This window comes from Pseudomonas sp. SWRI111, assembly GCF_014268555.1.
In the GTDB taxonomy this organism is placed as follows: Bacteria; Pseudomonadota; Gammaproteobacteria; order Pseudomonadales; family Pseudomonadaceae; genus Aquipseudomonas; species Aquipseudomonas hamedanensis.
Window position 1 is genome coordinate 39,852 of sequence record NZ_JABWQQ010000001.1, and the last position, 19,210, is coordinate 59,061.

Annotated in this window: 8 protein-coding genes; all 8 read right to left on the reverse strand. The window is 64.5% G+C overall.

The window, feature by feature from the left end; translation table 11 throughout:
- Positions 1-4: 4 nt before the first annotated feature.
- The 8 genes from HU755_RS00180 to cyoD all read right to left on the reverse strand — a co-directional run bounded on the left by HU755_RS00180 (position 5) and on the right by cyoD (position 19,210).
- Positions 5-2,167: a type I secretion system permease/ATPase gene (locus tag HU755_RS00180; protein ID WP_186630154.1), complete on the reverse strand. Its 2,163-nt coding sequence runs from the start codon at positions 2,165-2,167 to the stop codon at positions 5-7.
- Positions 2,164-3,600 carry a TolC family outer membrane protein gene (locus HU755_RS00185; protein WP_186546392.1) on the reverse strand — a complete coding sequence of 479 codons (1,437 nt, stop codon included), beginning with the start codon at positions 3,598-3,600 and terminating at the stop codon, positions 2,164-2,166. Before HU755_RS00185 ends, HU755_RS00180 begins: the two co-directional genes overlap by 4 nt.
- A gap of 46 nt (positions 3,601-3,646) precedes the next feature.
- Positions 3,647-15,373, reverse strand: a complete 11,727-nt coding sequence (locus HU755_RS00190; protein ID WP_186630155.1) for a BapA/Bap/LapF family large adhesin — start codon at positions 15,371-15,373, stop codon at positions 3,647-3,649.
- Positions 15,374-15,853: 480 nt separating this feature from the next.
- Positions 15,854-16,528 carry a polysaccharide lyase family 7 protein gene (locus tag HU755_RS00195; RefSeq protein ID WP_186630156.1) on the reverse strand — a complete coding sequence of 225 codons (675 nt, stop codon included), beginning with the start codon at positions 16,526-16,528 and terminating at the stop codon, positions 15,854-15,856.
- Positions 16,529-16,553: 25 nt separating this feature from the next.
- Entirely contained in the window at positions 16,554-17,702 is a 1,149-nt protein-coding gene (locus HU755_RS00200; RefSeq protein ID WP_186630157.1) for an MFS transporter, read from the reverse strand.
- Between the two features lie 30 nt (positions 17,703-17,732).
- Positions 17,733-17,975 carry a DUF2934 domain-containing protein gene (locus HU755_RS00205; protein ID WP_186630158.1) on the reverse strand — a complete coding sequence of 81 codons (243 nt, stop codon included), beginning with the start codon at positions 17,973-17,975 and terminating at the stop codon, positions 17,733-17,735.
- Positions 17,976-18,020: 45 nt separating this feature from the next.
- Positions 18,021-18,914: a heme o synthase gene (cyoE, locus tag HU755_RS00210; RefSeq protein WP_186630159.1), complete on the reverse strand. Its 894-nt coding sequence runs from the start codon at positions 18,912-18,914 to the stop codon at positions 18,021-18,023.
- The gene (gene cyoD / locus HU755_RS00215; protein WP_186546386.1) at positions 18,872-19,210 is read right to left on the reverse strand and encodes a cytochrome o ubiquinol oxidase subunit IV; all 339 of its coding nucleotides are present in this window, start codon (positions 19,208-19,210) and stop codon (positions 18,872-18,874) included. Before cyoD ends, cyoE begins: the two co-directional genes overlap by 43 nt.

Below are 19,210 nucleotides of genomic sequence, written 5' to 3' on the forward strand. Positions count from 1 at the left end.
GATTTCATACCGCTACTCCCTTGCCCGGTGCACGCAACCGCGCGAGTGCTGCGTCGCGATGGTCGTCAATGACGATGCGCCCGTTGTCGAGGACGATGATCCGCTCGACCAGTTGCAGCACACTGACCCGGTGCGTGGCGACCACCAGAGTCCGGCCCTGGGTCCAGGTCGCGAGTTTTTCCAGCAGCAGGCGCTCGGTCACGTCGTCGAGCGCGGCCGTCGGTTCGTCCAGCAACAACACTTGTGGCTGACGGATCAACAACCGCGACAGCAACAGGCTCTGACGCTGACCGCCAGACAGGCCCAGGCCACCCTCAAGCACCAGATGGTCCATGCCTTTGGGCAACTGGCGAACGAAGTCGAGGGCGCCGGTTACGGTCAGCGCGGCGATGATTTCCTGATCGCTGGCCTGACCGGCGCCGAGGGTAATGTTGTCACGCAAGGTGCCGTGAAACAGTCGCGCCTGTTGCGACAACAGGCCGACATCGCGGCGCAGGTCAGCGGGATCGAGATGCGCGAGGGCGATGCCGTCCAGCGTGGTTTCGCCGCTGCTCAGATCCATCGCGCCGCCCAGCGCCTGCAGTAACGTCGACTTGCCGGCGCCGTTGCGGCCGAGCAGGGCGATGCGCTCGCCGGGCCGAATGCTCAGGTCGATGGCATTCAGCGCTGGCGTCGATTCCTCGCTGTAGCGAAAACTGGCCTGACGCAGGCGGTAGTCACCGCGAATCGCCGGAAGGTGTACGCGCTGACTGCCTTCGGGATGATCCACCGGCATCTGCATGATCCGGTTCAAGCCTTCCAGCGCGACCTTGGCTTGCTGCCAGCGGGTGAGGACATGGGTCAGTTGCGCCATCGGCCCCATCATCCGCGATGACAGAATCGACGCCGCGACCAGGCTGCCGGTGGTCAGGTCGCCGGCAATCACCATCGGCGCGCCGAACACGATCACCACCGCGAACACCCCGCCTTGCACGTTCTGCGTCCAGGCCACCAGGCTGTTGGTCAAGCTGCGCAAACGCAGGCTGCTGTCCGCCGAGGCGGCGTTGTATTGGTTCCACTGTTGCTGGAAGCGTTGCTCGGCTTGCAGCGCCTTGATGTCGTCGAGGCCCTGGATGCTTTCCACAAGCATGGCGTTGCGCAGGGCGGCTTCGCGCATCGAGGCATTGGCCAGTCGGGCCAGCCGCGGTTGCGCGACGATGCCCGGCAGCAACATGAACACCAGCGCCACCAGCGGAATCAGCACCAGCGGCCCGCCGATCAAATAAAACACCAGCAGGAACAACAGAAAAAACGGCATGTCGGCCAGCGCCGTTGCGGTGCTGGAGGTGATCAGGTCGCGGATCTGCTCCAGTTCGCGCAGTTGCGAAATGAACGAGCCGGTGGATTTCGGCCGGGCGGAGTTGCGCAGGCGCAAGGCGTGGCCGAACACCAGATCGGAGACGCGCAGGTCGGCGCGCTTGCCCAGCACATCGGTGATGCGCAGACGCAGAATGCGCATGACGAAATCGAACAGCAGGGCGAGCATCACCCCGCCGAATAACACGTACAAAGTTGGCAGCGATTCGGCCGGAATCACCCGGTCGTACACCTGCATCGAAAACAGTACCCCGGCCATACCCAGCAGGTTCGCCACCAGCGAGGCGATCATCACTTGGCTGTAGGGCCGCAAGTCGCTGAGGACGATACGGCGGAACCAGTGTTCGTCGTAGGGTTTGATGTAGTCATTGGTGCGCACGTCGGCAACAGGTTGCGTCGGTCGCAAAATCACCGTGCGCAATGCCTGCTCAGCGAGCGCTGCCGTGTCCATGGGGCTCTGCAAGCCCTGATCGCCACTGAAGCAAATCCCCAGCTCGCCGGTTTCGCCGATGCTTTCGAGCACACCGACCTGACCATCGCGCAGTTGCACCACCAGCGGCGTGCGCCAGCGGCTCAGGCTCTTGTTATCGAACACGGCGAACTTGACGCTCAACCCGGCTTGCCGCGCCATGTGCCGGACCACTTCTTCGACGCGGCCTTCGCTGTGCACCGAAGCCAGACGCACGCTTTCCGGGGAGACGTCGAGGCGATAGTGCCGAGCAACTTTGAGCACCGCTTCCAGCCACGGCGAATAATCTTCTCGTGCCTCGGCAGCAACGGGTTCAGGAACAGTGATGCTGGCATCGGTCATGGCAGGATCTCGACATTCTGGATGGCGCTGTGGTCGATGCCGAAGACCCGGCGAATCGCACCGCTGTTATAGAAGCAGTCGATCTGCAGGCGTTGCAGATCGGCCTGGGTGTTGACCAGATCGAAGCGCGACTGGTGGATTTCCTGTTCGGCGTTGAGCAAATCCAGCAGCGGGCGCGTGCCCAGTTCCAGGTATTGGCGGCCATACAACATGCGCGCCTCGGTGATGCTGGTCTGACGAAATTCCAGCGAGCGCAGCCGGCGGTTCAGTCCCGACGTCTGCGCCTGGGCTTCAGCCAGACCCTGACGCGCTTGCAGCCGGGCGAAATCTTCGGCCGAATCGGCTGCGGTCAGCGCATGGCCGGCGGCGCGGCTGCGGGCGCTGATGGCGCCGCCCTGATAAATCGGCACTTCGAGGTTGAGAAAGATCCCGACCTGAGTGCGATCGGCTCGCGAGTTCTGGTCGTCGTAATTGTCATCCAGGTATTGGTTGACCGAGGGTTGCAACGACAGGGTCGGGTAGGCTTCGGCTTTGGCCTGCGCCAGTTCGGCCTGGGCCTGGGTGCGTTGTGCGGCGGCTTGCAGGACGGCGGGCAGGGCATCGGAAATTTGCGAAGCATCGCAGGCCTGACTCAGCGTCGACGCGGCGGCGTCGCTCACTGCCGGCGGCGTGCGCCGTCCGAGCAGGCTGGTCAGGGTTGCTTGCCAGCGCGCATATTGCGCTTTGAACTCCTGCAACGTGGCCGTCGCGCCTTCGGCCCGGGACTGCGCCTGGACCACATCGGAACGGGTGCTGGCGCCCATGTCGTTACGCTGTCTGGCGAGGTCGACAATGCCGCCGATGCCCTGAATCTGCTCGCGGGCAACGTCGAGCAGACGCTGATAACGCTGCACTTCGATGTAAGCCTTGGCGGTGTCGCGGGCAATGTCGTCGATCGCCAGCAGAATCCCGGCCTGACTGCGCGCCACCCGGGCGCGGGCAGCGTCGACCGAGCTGGACACCTTGCCGAAGTCATACAGCATCTGTTTGAGGGAAATATTCACCGACTGGCTGCCGGCATCGCTGCCGTAACCGCTGGTGTAACCACCTTTGATGCCGCCGGTGACCTGTGGGTAATAACCGGATTCGGCGACATTCACGCCTTCGCCTTGCTGGAACAGGGTGCCGATGGCCTCGCCGATACGCGGGTGCCAGTCCACGGCCAGCCTGACCGCTTGTTCCAGTCCCAGCGCCTGCTCATCGGCGGACGCCCTGGAAGCAGGGGCAGGGCGCTGACGACTGTCGTTGCCTGCTGGTTGTTGCAGTTGCGACGGGCTGATGCTGCGCAAGCTGCTGTCGAGGTTGTCGTCGGCGCGAACGCCGACGGTGAAAGCGGGGTAGAGGCCGATGGTCAACACGACCACCGGCCATTGCTTGCGAAAAACTGACTCCACAGACTTCCCTTACTGTTGAGAGACGGACATTGCCAATGTTGCGTTTTCAGACGACTTGAATGCCGTTCTGCACCCATAGGTGGTGGCTCGGATCCTCCTGTGCCGTGTATTGGACATAGTCGATGCCGTCGGCCTGCTGCGTACCCTCTGCGGTCCAGCCATCGGTCATGTGTACGCTGTCCTTTTCGTCACCCTTGATCAGCAGCGTGTTGTTGTCAGCAGATGTGATCGCCAGCAGATCGCTGAGGTTCAACGTCAGCGCAACCGCGCTGGAATGGTTGAGGTCGAGGATTTCAACGTTGTGGATCTTGCTCTGCAAATCGCCGAGGTTGATCGCCACGTCGCCGCCAGCCCAGAGCAGGGTGTCGGTGCCGCTGCCGCCATCGACCGACGTGAACTGTTGGTCGGCGATGATCAGCGTGTCGTCGCCGGCGCCGCCTTGCAGCGAAATGGCGCCACCGTGCGAACCGTCGAGGGTGTCGTTGCCGTCGGTGCCCTGGATCAGCTCACTGCCAGTGGCGTGCGCCAGACCGAGGTCATCGCTGGCCAGTGCCGAGAACGCGGTGGTAGCGAACGCACCGGCCCTGTTCAGGTCGATGGTCAGGGTGGCGGTATCGACGCTGCCGTTGGGGTGGGTCAGTTGGTAGGTGAAGGTGTCTTCCTGACCAATGACGGCATCGGTCAGCCCGGCCTTGAGCGTGTAGGTGTAGTTGCCGTTGGCCTGGACCAGCAAGGTGCCGTAGTTGCCGACCAGCGAGACGCCGTTGTAACCCGGCGCCACGTAACTGCCGGCGACCAGCACGCTGAGCAAGGTGTAGACCGAGCCCAACACATCGGCGCCGCCGCCCGCGGTGTCGGTGAGCAGGTTGCCCGACACGGGCGTGTAGCTGCCGACCACAAATTGATTGGTGTAGGTCGCCACGTTGATCAGGCTGGTGTTGACGCTCGTGAGCAGGCCGAGGCCGCCCACCGCCACCCGCACCTGATAACTGCCAGCGGTCTGGTCGTCGAACTTGATCCCGTAGTTGCCGCCGCCCAGATTGAGCAGCGCATTGCCGCCGTAGCTCTTGACCAGCACGTACTGGTTAGTGGCGGTGTTGAGTTTGTACAGGCCCACCGTCATCGAACCCAACAGCGCCAGCAGGTTGCTCGAATTGACCACCACGGTGAGATCGCTGACCGTGTCCGCCGCCACCACGGTGTTGTAGTTACCGCTGCCGCCGCCCAGCAGCACGTTGAAAGTGCCGAGGTTGGAGTTGCTGGTGACTTCACGGTTGACCAGAGTGACGTCGGTTGCAGCGACATCCGCGGTGGCGTCAAGCACCAGCGCGGGGCTGCCGAGGTTGGCGTCATTCCACACTTCGGTGGCTTGTGGGCTGTCGATACGCACGTACAGATTGGCGGTGTCGCTCAAGCCGTTCGGGTGCACCAGTTGGTAGCTGAACACATCGACCTTGCCGACACTGCTGACGCTGCCGTTGGGCGTGTAACTGTAGTTGCCGCTGGCATCGATGGTCAGCGTGCCGTACAGCCCTTGCACTGTGGTGCCGGCGCCGGCACTGACGTAGGCGCCGTTTTTGAAGATCTGCAGTTGCGCGCCGTTGTCCGGGCCGGTCTGGTCCGCTGTGCCATCGACGCCGACGTTGGTGATGACGTTGCCGGTCGCGGCTGGCCCGGCAATGCCGTTGAACTGGGTCAGGCTGCTGACGTCCAGTTGCAGTTGCGTATTGACCGTGGTCAGCACGCCGATGCCGGTGCTCGACACCGTCAGTCGGTAGTCGCCCGCCAGCAGGTTAGCGATGTCGACCCGCACGCCCTGGCCGGCCAGGGCAATCAGGTCGAGCAAGCCAGCGCTGCCGTTGGCGTCGAGCGTGACCCAGACGCCGCTGGCGTTTTTCACTTGCAGCGTATAGACCACGCCATCGATCAGCGAAATCAGGCTGCTGGTGGTCAGCGTCAGGGTGGGGTCAAGGCGCGTGCCGCTGGACACCGTGAACGTAAAGGTTTTCGAGAAACCCGACAGTAGCGTGGTGAACGAGTCGTTGAACGTCTGCGTTGCAGTGGCCGGCGTGAGGGTGACGGTGCCGACGGCGAGGTTGTCGCTGGCCACCACCGGCGCGTTGACGTCGATGTCCGGCGCCGTGACGTTGGCGGCTACCGAGACGTTGCCGCGAGCGTCGCTCAGGTTAACGGTGAGTTTCTCGCCGTTGATCTGCGCGCTGTTCAGGGCAATGGTAAACACCCCGAGGTTATTCACCGTGCCGGTGCCCAGGACAGTGCCGGTGGCCGACTTGATGGTGACCGTCGCTCCGGCCTCACCGGTACCCGTGACGGTCAGACCGTCGGCGCCGACCAGCAGCGCCGTAGCGGCCGCGGGCGGAGTCAGGTCTGGCGCCGTCGCGGTGGCCGGCGCCGAAACGTTACCGCTCGGATCCGCCTGGGTCACGCTGAGAACCTGGCTGTTGATTTGTGCCGAGGCGAGCACCACGGAGAAACTGCCGTTGGCGGCGACGGTGGCGGTGCCCAGCACCACACCGCCAGCGCCGCGCACGCTGATCGTCGAGCCGGGCACACCGACGCCAGTGAGCAAAGTGCCGCTGCCATTGACAGTGACGCCGGTCGGGATGCCGGGCGCGGTGACGTCCGGCGCCGTCAAGCTGGCGTTGGGCGACAGGTTGCCAGCCGGATCGACCAGGCGCACGGTCAACCACTGTCCATCCAGTTGTGCGCTGTTGAGGTTGAAGCTGAACGTGCCGCCACTGCCTACCGTAGTGGTGCCGATCAATGCGCCACCCGGGCCATAGACATTGACCGTTGCACCGGCTTCACCGGTACCGCTCAAGGTCAGACCGTTCGCGGCAAGCGTCAGGCCGCTGGCCGCGACGGGCGCCTGCACATCGCTCGCCGTCAGGTTGAACACCGGTGAGAGATTGCCCGCCGGGTCTGCCTGTTGCACGTTGAGCTGCTGGCCGTTGAGCTGGGCGCTGGACAGTTGCACGGTGAAGGTGCCGCCGGCATTGACCACGGCGGTGCCCAACACGGTGCCGGCCGCATTGGTCACGCTGACCGTGGCGCCGGCTTCACCCGTACCGCTGACTGCCAGCCCGGTACCGTTCAGGGTCACGTTGCTCAGCGGCGCCGGCAACGTGGTATCGGCGACGCTGAAGTTGGTGGGTGGTGAAACATTTCCCGCCGCGTCACTTTGCGTGACGCTCAGTTGCTGGCCATTGAGCTGTGCGGACGACAAGGTCACCGAGAACGTGCCGTTGCCAGCCACCGTCGCGGTGCCCAGCAACGCACCACCGGCACCGCGTACGGTGACGGTGGCCCCGGCTTCACCGAGCCCGCCCAGTACAAGGCCGGCGCCGCTCAGCACCAGTGCCGTCGGTGCCGCCGGGGCGGTGATGTCTGGCGCCGTTACGGCAAGACCGGAAGAGGTGTTGTTGGCCGCATCGGTCTGTACAGCATTGAGTACCTGACCGTTGACCTGTGGCGCATTGAGTTGTGCGCTGAAGGTGCCATTGGCGCCAACCACCGCGTTGCCCAAGACCACGCCGCCAGCGCCGGTAATGATGACCGACGCGCCGACTTCGCCGCGCCCGGTGACCAGCGTGCCGCTGGCATTGACCACCAGATCGCTGAGCGGTGCCGGTGCCGAGGTGTCGGCCGCGGTAATTTCGCTTGGCAGCGAGGCGCCGCCCAGCGGGGTGTTGGCGGTGACTTCGAGACTTTCGCCGTTGGTTTGCGCAGGCGTCAGCACGACGCTGAACGTGCCATCCGGGCCGGTGATCCCCGTACCAATCAGGCTGTTGTCAGCCCCGAAAACGTTGATCGTCGTGCCGATCGCCGCCGTGCCGGAAAGCGTCACGCCATCGGCCGAGAGGGCCAGGTTATCCGGCGCATCCGGCGCCGGAACCAACGGAACGGTAAGGAGGGTGTCCTCGGACACGTTGGTGGCGACGTCCGTCTGGTTCACCGTCAGCACTTGGCCGGCAGTGATGCCCGGAGCGAGATCGATCAGGAATGTACCGTTGGCCGCGACGGTGCCGCTGCCGACGACATTGCCGAGCGCGTCGGTGACCTCGACGCTGGCGCCGGCTTCGCCGCGACCGGCGAGTTGGCTCAAGTCGCCGCTGATGGTGAGGCCGGTGACGGCATCCGGTGCAGTAATGTCATCCACGGGGTAGAGCAGCGTTGGCGATGCGTTAAGCGCCTCATCCGTCGCGATGACCGACAACAGCTCACCGTTGGCCTGGGCCGGATTGAGTGTGACCGTGTAGGTGCCATTGCCCAAGGCCACCGTCGTGCCCAGTACGGTGCCGGTGGACGACAACACCGTTACGGTGCTGCCCGCTTCGGCAGTTCCCGCGAGCAAGGTGCCCGCACCGGTCAACGAGGTGACCGTTGGCGCGATCGGTGCAGTGGCGTCCGGTGCGTCGACCAGTGCTGGCTCGGACAGGTTGTTTTGCGCGTCCGCCTGGACCACCGACAGTGTCCGCCCATCGAGTTGCGCAGCCGAGAGCGTGACGCTGAAACTGCCGTCTGCGCCGACGGTTGCCGTGCCGAGCACGACCGCGCCGTCACGCACGGTGACGACCGCACCGGGCTCACCGGTACCGGTCACGGTCAGGCCGTCCTGGCTGACGTTGAGGTCGGCGACTTCCAGCGGATCGGTGCTGTCGCCCGCTTGCACGGGCGCGGCTGGCGAAGTGTTTAAGGCCAGGTCGGCCTGATTGACGCTCAACACCTCACCGTTCACCTGCGCCGGATTGAGGGTCACGCTGAACGTGCCATTGGCGGCGACTGTCGCAGAGCCGAGCAAGGTGCCGGCGGCGCTGGTCACGCGCACGGTGGCGCCGGCTTCACCGGTGCCGGTCAGCGTCAGCCCATCGGGACTGAGGTCGAGGCCGGCGGGAGCGGCGGGCGGCGTGATATCCGGCGCGGTGACAGGCGTGACGGGCGAAGGGTTGCCCGCGGCATCGCGCTGGATCACCGACAAGGCTTCACCGTTGAGCAACGGCTGATCGAGGGTCACGCTGAAATTGCCATCGGCCGCGACGGTGCCAGTACCGATGATGGTGCCAACGGCGTTGGTCACCACCACCTGCGAACCGGCCACACCGGACCCGGTGATGAGGCTGCCGCTGGCGTCGATATCGACCTCGGTCAACGCAGCAGGCGGCGTGCTGTCAGGCGCTGCCAGCGTGCCGGCAGGCGAGGCATTGCCCGCGGCATCGGCGAGGACCACGAAAACCGCCTGGCCGTTGGTCTGTGCCGGCGTAAGAGTGATCTGGAAGCGACCGTCGCTGCCCACCGTGCCGGTGCCCAGTTCCGTGCCGTCGGCCAAGGTGACACGGACGCTGGCACCGACTTCGCCGCTGCCGGTGAGCGAGTCGCCGTCGGCATTGACCTGCAGATCAACCGGCGTCGCCGGAGGCGTCAAATCCGGTGCGGTGACCGTTACCGGCGCACTGACGTTACCGGGTGGGTCGGCCTGCTGAACGCTGAGGATTTGTTCATTGATCTGCGGTGGGCTCAGGGTGACGCTGAAAGAGCCGTCGGCGAGGACCACGCTGGTGCCGAGCAAGACGCCATTGGCATCTTGCACCGTCACGGTCGCGCCAGGTTCGCCGGTCCCTGTGACCAGCGCGCCCGCGCTGTTGATCTCGACATTGGCCAGCGGGTCGGGCGGGGTGAAGTCCGGCGTGGTCAGGCTCACCGCCGGGGAGTCATTGCCCGCGGCGTCAGCCTGGACCACAGTGATGACTTCGGCGTTGCTCAGCGCTGGCGTCAACGCCAGCGTGAACGTACCGGTCGGGCTGACGACAGCAGTGCCGAGCACGTTGCCGTCACTGTCGATGACCCTGACCTGGGCGCCGGGTTCGCCGCGACCGGTCACGGTTGCACCGTCGCCGCCGATGCTCAGTTGCGACACTGCCGTTGGCGGCGTGCTGTCGACCGACGTGAACGGTGTGGCCGCCGAGGTGTTGCCCGCTGCGTCGGTCAGCGAAACCGTCAGGGCCTGGCCGTTGGCTTGCGGTGTGGCCAGGGTGATCGCAAACGTGCCATCGATGCTCACGGTGCCGGTGCCGACCAGTGTTCCGGCGGCGTTGTACACGTTGATCGTGGTGCCGGCCTCACCGGTACCGGACAACACGCTGCCGTCATTGCTGACCGCCAGCGCTGCCGGTGGGTTGGGGGCAATCAGGTCGGGCGCGATCAGGCTGACGCTGTTGGATTCATTGCCGGCGGCGTCGGCCTGACTCAGGCTCAGCGTCTGGCCCGAAGTTTGCGCGGGGCTGAGGGTGACGCTGAAGGTGCCGTTGGCGGCCACCACTGCGCTGCCGAGAATAGCGCCACCAGTGCCGAGCACGGTCACGGTGGCGCCGGCCTCACCGCGTCCGGTCAGGGCGGTGCCATTGGGTGCCAGACTCAGTTCACTGAGCGGCGCCGGTGCTGCGATGTCAGCAGCGGTGTAGTCGGTCGGGGATGAATTGATGCCCGTGCTCGACGTCGCCACGGCAGACAGTTGCTCGCCGTTCAGCTGCGCGGCATTGAGCGTGACACTGAAGGTGCCGTTGGCCGCCACCAGCGCGCTGCCGAGCAATGTCCCCGAGGCATTGCGAAGGCTTACGGTACTGCCAGCCGTGGCGGTGCCGGTCAGGGTCAAGCCGTCGGCGCTGAGCGCCAGATTGGTTGGCGCACTTTCCGCCAGGTTGCCCGGGGCGGTTACCGGTGTCGCCGGCCCGGTGTTGCCCGTGGTATCGATCTGCAGGACCGAAAGGGTCGAACCGGCCACTGCGGCGGGGGACAGCGTCAGGCTGAAGCTGCCGTTGTTGCCGACGGTGGCGCTTCCCAACAGGGTTGCGCCGGCGTCGCGAACTTCAACGGTGGCGCCGGGTTCGCCGGTACCCGTCAACGTCGCGCCGTTGGCGCTGACCGCCAGATTGTTGGCCGCCAGGGGCGCCGTGGTGTCGGCGGCATTGATCAGTGCCGGGGCGGATGGATTGCCCGCCGCGTCACGGGCCGTCACGTTCAGCACCTGGCCGTTGGCTTGCGGGCTATTGAGGGTCACTTGGAACGTGCCATTGGCGGCCGCGGTCGTGGTGCCGAGGATATTGCCTTGGCTGTCGCGCACGGTCACCGTGCTGCCAGCCTCGGCGTTACCGGCCAGTTGCACGCCGGCTGCGTTCAGGGTCAATGCGCTTGGAATGGCCGGCGCCGTCAAGTCCACCGACACCACCTCGATGGCTGTGGAAACGTTGCCCGGCGGATCTTCCTGAGTGACCGTCAGCACTTCGGCATTGAGCTGTGGCGTGTTCAAGGTGACGCTGAACGTGCCACCATTGCCGACCTGCGCCGTGCCCAGCAATGTGCCGTCGGCGCTGCGTACCGACACCGTGGCGCCGGGTTCACCGTGACCGGTGACCGTCACGCCATCGGCATTCACCGCGACTTGCGTCAGGGCGGCCGGTGGGCTGATGTCGGGCGCGTTGACACTGGTCGACGGCGAAATGTTGCCGGTCGGGTCGGTCTGGCTGATCGCCAAGGCCTCGCCATTGGTCGGCGCGGGCGCCAGCGTCACGCTGAACGAACCGTCTGCGGCAACGACAGCGCTGCCCAGCAAGACCCCGCTTGCGTTACTGACGTTCACGGTCGCTCCGGCTTCCCCGGTCCCGCTGAGGGTGCTGCCATCGGCGCTGATCAGCGGGTTTTGCACGGCGGCGGGCGGGGTGCTGTCGACAGTGGCGACGCCAGTGGAAGTCGAGATATTGCCGTTCGCGTCTGTGAGCGTGACCTGCAAGGTTTCACCCGAGTTCTGCGCGTTGGGCAGGGTGACCTGGAAGTTGCCGCTCTGATCGACCAGACCGGTCGCCAGGAGATTACCGGCGGCATCGCGAATCGTCACGGTGCTGCCGGCTTCGCCCTGGCCTTTGACCACGGTGCCGACGTCATTGATGCTGACACCGGTCGCGGCGGCGGGTGGCTGCAGATCCGGGGCGATAATGCTGGCGGGCGGCGACGGGTTGCCGGCGGCATCGCTTTGCGTCGCGGTGAGCGTCTGGCCATTGAGCTGCGCCGGCGTCAGCGTCAGGCTGAACGTACCGTTGCTGGCAACCAGTGCCGTGCCCAGCACGGCGCCATTGCTGTCGGTCACGGTCACCGTGGCACCGGCTTCGCCTCGGCCGGTGAGTGCGCTGCCGTTGGCATTGAGCAGCAGATTCGACACAGCGTCCGGCGCCGTGCCATCGCCCGCCGTTACGGTGCCTGGCACCGACACGTCACCGTCAGGGCTGGTCGCGGTGACTTGCAGCACTTGCGCGTTGATCTGTTTGGCATTCAGCACCAGCGTGAACCGACCGAAGCTGTTGATCAGACCCGATCCGAGCACATCGCCATTGCTGTTGGTCACGGTCACCGTGCTGCCAGGCGTGCCCGCGCCCGTCAGGGTGAAACCGTCGGCGCTCAATGCCAATTCGCTTGGGGTGGCGACCTGCGAGCCATCAGGACCTGCGAGCGGTACCGCCGGCGAGTCGTTGCCACCGCCGTCAGTGCTGATCACTTCGAGGCTACTGCCCGTGCCTGCCGCAGGGTCGAGCGGGACCACGAAGCGGCCGTCCGCCCCAGCGGTGGCGCTGCCCAGCACGCTGCCGCCGGCAATGCTGACGGTGACGACCGTGCCGGGCTCGGCAAGCCCCGACACCTGATCACCCGCCGGGTTGATCGCCAGATCGCTGACCGGCGCAGGCGGTGTGCTGTCCGGTGCGGTGACATTGCCCGGCAGCGAGCTGTTAGTACCGTCGGAGGCTACCACCTGCAAGGCTTCGCCGTTGTTCTGAGCGGTATCGAGATTGACCGTGAAGGCGCCGCTGCCATCAGCGGTCGCGTTGCCGATGACGTTGCCGTTGGCATCCAGCACCTGCACCGTGTTACCAGGCTGCGTCGTGCCGGTCACTGTCGCGCCTGCCGGATCGATGGTCAGACCGGTCGGCGCGGGTGGGGCGGTGATGTCCGGCGCGGTGACCGGGGTGACCGGTGAGGGCAGGGTGCTCGCATCGGTCTGGATGACACTCAATACCTGGCCGTCAAGTTGTGCCGTACTCAGGTTGACGCTGAAGCTGCCGTCGCTCGCAACGACCGTGGTACCCAGCACTGTGCCGTCCGGCGCGCTGACCGTGACCGTGCTCCCAGCTTGCCCGGTCCCGGTCAATGTCACGCCATTGCTGCCAAGCACGACGTTGTCAGGTGCCAGCGGCGCCGTGGTGTCCGCCGCGGTCAGCGGTGTGTCGGGTGAAACGTTCACGCCATCCGATTGGCTCACTTGCAGCGCTTGACCATCAGTCTGCGGGCTGTTCAGCGTTACCGAAAATGCACCGGTGCCGTCGACGATCGCGGTGCCCAACGTATTGCCGGCCAGATCCTTGACCGACACGGTGGCGCCAGGCTCACCGCGGCCGGTGAGTGTTGTACCGGCCGCATCCAGCGCCAGATCCGCAGGGGCGGCGGGGGCCTGAATATCAGGTGCCTGGACCGGCACCGCCGGAGCAGCGGAAGGCGAGCCGTCTGTCTGCACGACGCTCAGATTCTGGCCGTTGGTCTGTGGCGACGACAGATTGATTTCGAAGCGGCCGTTGCTGCCGACGATGGCCGTTCCCAACACGACGCCAGCTGCGTCGGTCACGGTAACGGTCGCGCCGACCTGGCCCGCACCGGTGACGATTGCGCCGTTCGCCGAAATTGACACATCAGAGACTGCAACCGGTATCGTCAAGTCCGGTGCGATCACATTGACTGGCGCCGACGGGTTGCCCTCAGCGTCGGTCTGGATCACTTGCAGTTGTTGCGCATCGGTCTGGGCCGTCGCGAGGTTGACGGTGAAGTTGCCATCGGCGCCCACCGTGCCAGTGCCGATAATATTCCCGGCCGGGTCACGGACGGTGATCGAGGCGCCCACCTCGCCCTTGCCGGTCAGCGTCTGGCCTTGGGCATCGAGTGTCAGGCCCGTGAGCGGCGCAGGGCCTTGGGTATCAGGCGTCACATAAGTCAACGGGGCAGAGGTGTTGCCAGCGCTGTCGCTGGCACTGATCAGCAGCGTTTCGCCATTGTTCTGCGGGCTGCTCAATTGGACGATGAACGTGCCGTCTGCTGCGACCACGGCCGAGCCGAGCACGTTGCCGTTGGCATCGCGTACCGTAACGGTTGATCCAGCTTGGCCGCGCCCCCTCATTTGAGCGCCATCGACGCTCAGGACGAGGTCGCTTAGCTGAGTCAGGCCGTCGAGGTCAACCGTTATGAGGGTCACCACCGGCGACGGATTGGCCGCCGCGTCAGTGAGCTGCACGTTGAGTGTTTCCCCGTTGATCTGCGCAACGTTGAGTTGCACCGTGAACGAGCCATCAGCTGCGACGAGCGCTGTGCCGAGCACCGTCCCTTGAGCATTGGTGACGCTTACGGTGCTGCCCGGTTCGCCACGACCTGTGATCGAAACACCATCGCTGCTGATCGCCAGATCAGTCGCGGCGCCTGGGCCGGTGATGTCCGGCGCATTGAGCGTGACCGCTGGCGATTGCGCGCCAACGCTGTTGATTGCCAGGACACTGAGGACTTCGCCGTTGGCCTGCGCACGGATGAGCGTCAGGAGGAAGGTGCCGTCGGCGCCTACCACCGCGCGCCCGAGTAGCTCGCCGTTGGCCGCGCGAACTTCAATGGTTGTTCCCGCTCTGGCGGTGCCGGTCAGTTGGCTGCCGTCACTGCTCAAACCGAGATTGGCCGGGGTTTGCGGTTCGACAATTTCCGGTGCGCTGACCGTGGCACCAGAGGATATATTGCCGGCGGCATCGGTGGCACTGACGATCAGTGGCTGTCCGCCGGTCTGCGCCGGGCTGAGTGTGACATTGAAGGTCCCGTCCGCCGCCACGACGGCGCTGCCGAGCAGGGTGCCATCGGCGGCACGCACCTCTATGGTGGCGCCGGCTTCCCCGGTCCCGCCCAGTTGCGTGCCATCGGCGCTTACGCTCAGATTGGCGGGCGGCGTGGGCGCGGTGGCATCCGGCGCAGTGACGGAGCCGGGTGTGGAAACATTGCCCGCAGCGTCGGTGAGCGTGACGTCGAGCGGCTGGCCATTGGTCTGCGGCGTACCCAGTTCGACCTGGAAGCGCCCGTCGGCCCCTACGGTTCCCGTGCCTAGAATATTGCCCGCCGCGTCACGTATCTGCACCAGACTGCCGGCTTCGCCAAAACCACTCAGCACTCGGCCATCGGCCGATAAGGTCAACCCGGTCGCAGGCGCGGGAGGCGTCGCATCACCGCTGCTTGCGCCGCCACCACCACCACCGCCTCCACCACCTCCACCCGCGGCCGCCGCAGCGCCGCCCGCGCCCAGCAGGCCGAGCCCGGCGATCGCCCAGGCGGGCGTCGCGCCTTCGACCACGCCGACGCCGGCAATCAGTTCGTCCAGCGAACCGATTTCGTCGAAGGTAAAGCCATTGAACGGTTCGGCGTTGTAGCGCGCCTGCCACAGCGTCGCGTCATCGCCTTGAAAGACGATGTCGTTGGCAACACCGTCAGGGCTGGTGACAAAGAAATTGGAAATTTTGATCTGCTCGCCGCTTTTCAGATTGACGATCAAATCCTGACCGCTCCGGCTGGTTGAAGCCAACTGGTCGGGGCTGACGGGCATTTGTACAACTGAAGGCTGATTGAGCTGAACATTGCCCCAGTTTTGGGCAGTGAGCTGAGAACTGGATTTGTCGGCGATGACGATGTTGTCCATTACTTCTCCCTGAGAGTGCATGGGTGGACGTCCACGGGTATGTCCAGAACCATAGATAACGCACGTCAGTTGGGGGCGTCTGATATCTGGCGATAAACCAAAGGTCTTCAGGCGGATCAAATATCTTATTGATTAAAAAAGAGAAACAAGGACTTATCCGTTGATCGGAATGTTGGATCCAACCAACTTTTGAATGAAACAAAATGTGTCGCCTTCACCGTTTGCCCAAGGCGTGGGCGATTCTCCTGTCACCGGCGTCGGCGATCACGCCTACGCAATATCCAACCGCGTGATTCACCTTCAACGGGTGTGCCTACCAAGGAATTAATGCCTAAGGAAGGACAGCGAGACAGCCTTGTACAAGAAAACCGGGCCATCGGTTTTCTATGCCTGGGCGCCTTCTTTTCGCTGATCTACAAGTTGATGCGCTAGCTATCTAACCTCGAAATGATCGAGCGTGACGATAGCTAGCGGCCCCTGTCAGGCGTGGGTGATGGACAGGTCGGTGATAATGCACACCGAGCCGTCGTTCGGGTCGGTGGTGGCGGAGTAATCGATCTGGTTGTACACCCCGCCGTGGAAAGCCAGGGTCTGGGTGCTCCAGGTGTCGTCGAAGCGCAGGATGGCGGAGGTGGACTTAACCCCGTTGCAACTGGCCGACACAGACACGGCACCGTTTGCGTTGGCGTGGATGTTGAGTTGGAACAATGCGCCGAGCGGCACATTTTCCAGCACCGTCGTATTGACCGGATCCGCTTGCAGAAAGCTCGCACGGAATCCCAGGGTTATCTTGCCCTTGTTCCAGAACACCTTGAGCGGAGGCTGTTGGGAACCCTTCACGTGTATCTGGCCGATGACCACTTTCTGCAAGGCGTTGACTTTCACCAAGCGCATTTGCTGACGGCACCAGTGGTCCGGCGCGCTGGACAGCAGCCAGTACCCCGGCTCTTTCCATTCACAGCGGGTGCGCTTGGTGCTCTTGCTGGAGGCACCCAAGGTGGGCGCCGTCATCTGCAACGAGCCGTCCGGCAGCATTGCGATGACTTCAGGGCACTCGAGCAGTGCTCGCGAACCGATCAGTTCCAGCGCAATCGGGTTGGTCGGCGAAATGGGCAGGGGGGTGGTAATGGTGAAATTGCTGATGTCCACAGTCATTGTCGAGCCCTCACTTCATTGGATGTCACCTGTCGGCTCTGTCGAGCCGTGATTGATTCGGCCGCAAGAAAATGGCGCAGCAAGCGGCCACTGCACACGCCATCAAAGCAGTGAAAACCCCGGTCGCCTCCAGCAACGTGCCAAAAAGCGGTGTGCCGGCGGTCTGGCCGAGCGCCAGAACGAGGAAGGGAATACCGAGGCCCAGGTCCGGGCGATCCGGGAACAGACCGATGCCCTGAATCAGGTAGGCGCCAGACGAAACAATGTAAGCCGCGCCGAACAGGCACAGGGCTGCGAAGCCGTAAAGGGGCGCGACTGAGGCCGCCGCGAGGGCGAGCGTGCCAAGGGCAATGCCGAGCAGGGCAAGTCCATGGATCCTGGCGATGCCGAATCGACGGGTCAGCACGCCCGTGAAGCCGCCACTGAGACCGGCCACGCCGAGCACTATCCAGGCCCAGGCAATCGCCCCTTCGGTGAAGCCGGATTGACTACGCAGAATGTCGGCGCCGAATGTCCAGACCGCCGTGCTCGCCAGCCCCATCAGAAAAGCGCTGCCACTGAGGGCAAGCAAACCGGGCCGTGCCAGCATGGACCAAGAGACGCTCGGTGCAGCGTCACTCGCAGCGTCTGGCGCTACGGCGAACCACAGCCAGAGCGTTATCGCGACGCCGATCATCGCGAACAGCGCATACAGTTCACGCCATTGCCCGGCGGCCAACATCGCCGCCACGCCGGAGAATACGATGCCGGCCGCCGTTCCGGCGTTGATAACACCATTGGCCCGAGGACGCTGATCGTCGGCGAACTGCGCAGCGACGGCGCTGGCCAGCGGTGGTGACGTCAGGCCGGTGCTCAAGCCGGCGAGCGCGACGCCACAGCCCAGCATCCAACCGTTCGAGGCCTGGACCATCACGGCCATCCCCAGCGACGCCATGGCGCCGGCAATCACTGCCAGCGCACGCGCGCTCAGCCTGCCGTTGCCCAAAAACGTCGCGACGATGCCGACACAGTAAGCGGCGAAGGCACTGCCGCCGATCCATCCAGCGGCCGATACGCTGAGTCCCAGATCCGCACGAATTCGTGGCAGCAGCAGTCCGTAGGCAAAGCGCGCCAGGCCATACGACAGGGCGGTGAGGGCGAACGCGGCCGCAACCAGATTAATGCCGCGTTTCATCCGTTCGCTGCCCGGTTGTGCGCAACGGGGTCATTTCTTCGCCGAAGGCGTTTTGGCGCGAGGCTTTTTTTCCGCTGACGCAGGCGTGTCTGTGGATTTTTTCTTTGGCGCAGGCGGCGCTACGCTGCTGGCGATAGAGCCTGGCAAGCCGTCCGAATCAAACGCATCCAGTTCCGCTTGGGCCTGGAACCAGTGCTCGAAATCCTGACCATGGGGACGGCCTTGTTCTTCCCAGATGCGGTAGGCGGTTTTTCTGAGGGTTTCTTCGTCCATTTCAGTTCTCCTGCGGATGGAATCGTTGCATGCGCTGACCGCGTGTCAGCCCAGCGTCATGGCGAGGTTAAGCCCGAGCACCACCATGATCGACACTGCGAAAATCTTTCGCGCCCAGGCTTTCTGCTCGGTTGCCGGAGGGCTGCGCAGCGCGAGCCAGAGCCAGTAGCCGCCGAGGCTCGCCACGAGCAAAAAATACGCCACGCCGAGTCGGCTGATCAGCCCCAGCAAGAGGCTGGCGGCAAGGAACGCAATCATGTAGCCGAGGATCTGCTTGCGCGCCTCGGCGAGCGTCAAGGTCGGCAATCCGGCGGCCTTGAAATCGTCGCGGCGCATCAACGTGATGGCGTGGGAGTGCGGCATTTGCCAGCAACAGAACACCACGATCAGCATCCACGCCGTCGCATCCAGGCGTGCCGTCACGGCGCAATAACCGATCACCGGCGGCATCGCACCGGACAGGCTGCCGACCAGCGTGCCCCAGTGCGAGCGGCGCTTCATCAGGCACGTGTAAACCCCCGCGTAAATCAGCAGACCGACCGCCGCCGCTGCGCACGCGACGGCATTGGTGCGTGTCCACAACAGGCCAAAACCGATCAGGCCGAGCGCCAGGGCATAGCACAGCGCGGTCGGGACCGAGACGGCGCGAATCGCCAGCGCACGGTGGCAGGTACGTACCATGCGCCGGTCGATGTCGCGGTCGACGCAATTGTTGATGACGCAGCCACAACCGATGACCAGCGCCGTTCCCAGTAACGTCGCGAGCAGATGCCCTGGCGCGATCGGCTGCCCGGCGCCGGCCAGGCAATACGCGCCGAACACCGACGCAAGATTGCCGAAGATGATCCCGGGCTTGGTCAGTTCGATACCGACGTTGAGCGGCAGCAGCCATTGCTTCAGTGCGCCAGCATGTTGTGATGAATGCTGTCCATGATCCATAACGAGAGCCCCACGAGCAGCACAATGATGACAACGGAAAAGATCAGCGCGATCAGGTTCCAGCGCTGCTCTGCGGCGGTGTCCAGGTGCAGGAAATATTTCAGATGGACGAAAATCTGCACCACACCCAGCGCGACGACCACCCACGCGGTGAGGTGTCGCGGCAGCGTGGGATACATCACCAGCGCAAACGGGATCGCGGTCAGGACTACCGAAATGATGAACCCGATCAGGTACGAACGGGCGGTGCCATGGCTGGTGCCGGCACTGCTATGAATCGGACTTTGGTTATACAT

Coding starts and splice junctions, on each gene's coding strand:
- HU755_RS00195 (WP_186630156.1), bottom strand. CDS start 16,528: ATGACTGTGGACATCAGCAATTTCACCATTACCACCCCCCTGCCCATT.
- cyoE (WP_186630159.1), bottom strand. CDS start 18,914: ATGGATCATGGACAGCATTCATCACAACATGCTGGCGCACTGAAGCAA.
- HU755_RS00200 (WP_186630157.1), bottom strand. CDS start 17,702: ATGAAACGCGGCATTAATCTGGTTGCGGCCGCGTTCGCCCTCACCGCC.
- HU755_RS00190 (WP_186630155.1), bottom strand. CDS start 15,373: ATGGACAACATCGTCATCGCCGACAAATCCAGTTCTCAGCTCACTGCC.
- cyoD (WP_186546386.1), bottom strand. CDS start 19,210: ATGTATAACCAAAGTCCGATTCATAGCAGTGCCGGCACCAGCCATGGC.
- HU755_RS00180 (WP_186630154.1), bottom strand. CDS start 2,167: ATGACCGATGCCAGCATCACTGTTCCTGAACCCGTTGCTGCCGAGGCA.
- HU755_RS00205 (WP_186630158.1), bottom strand. CDS start 17,975: ATGGACGAAGAAACCCTCAGAAAAACCGCCTACCGCATCTGGGAAGAA.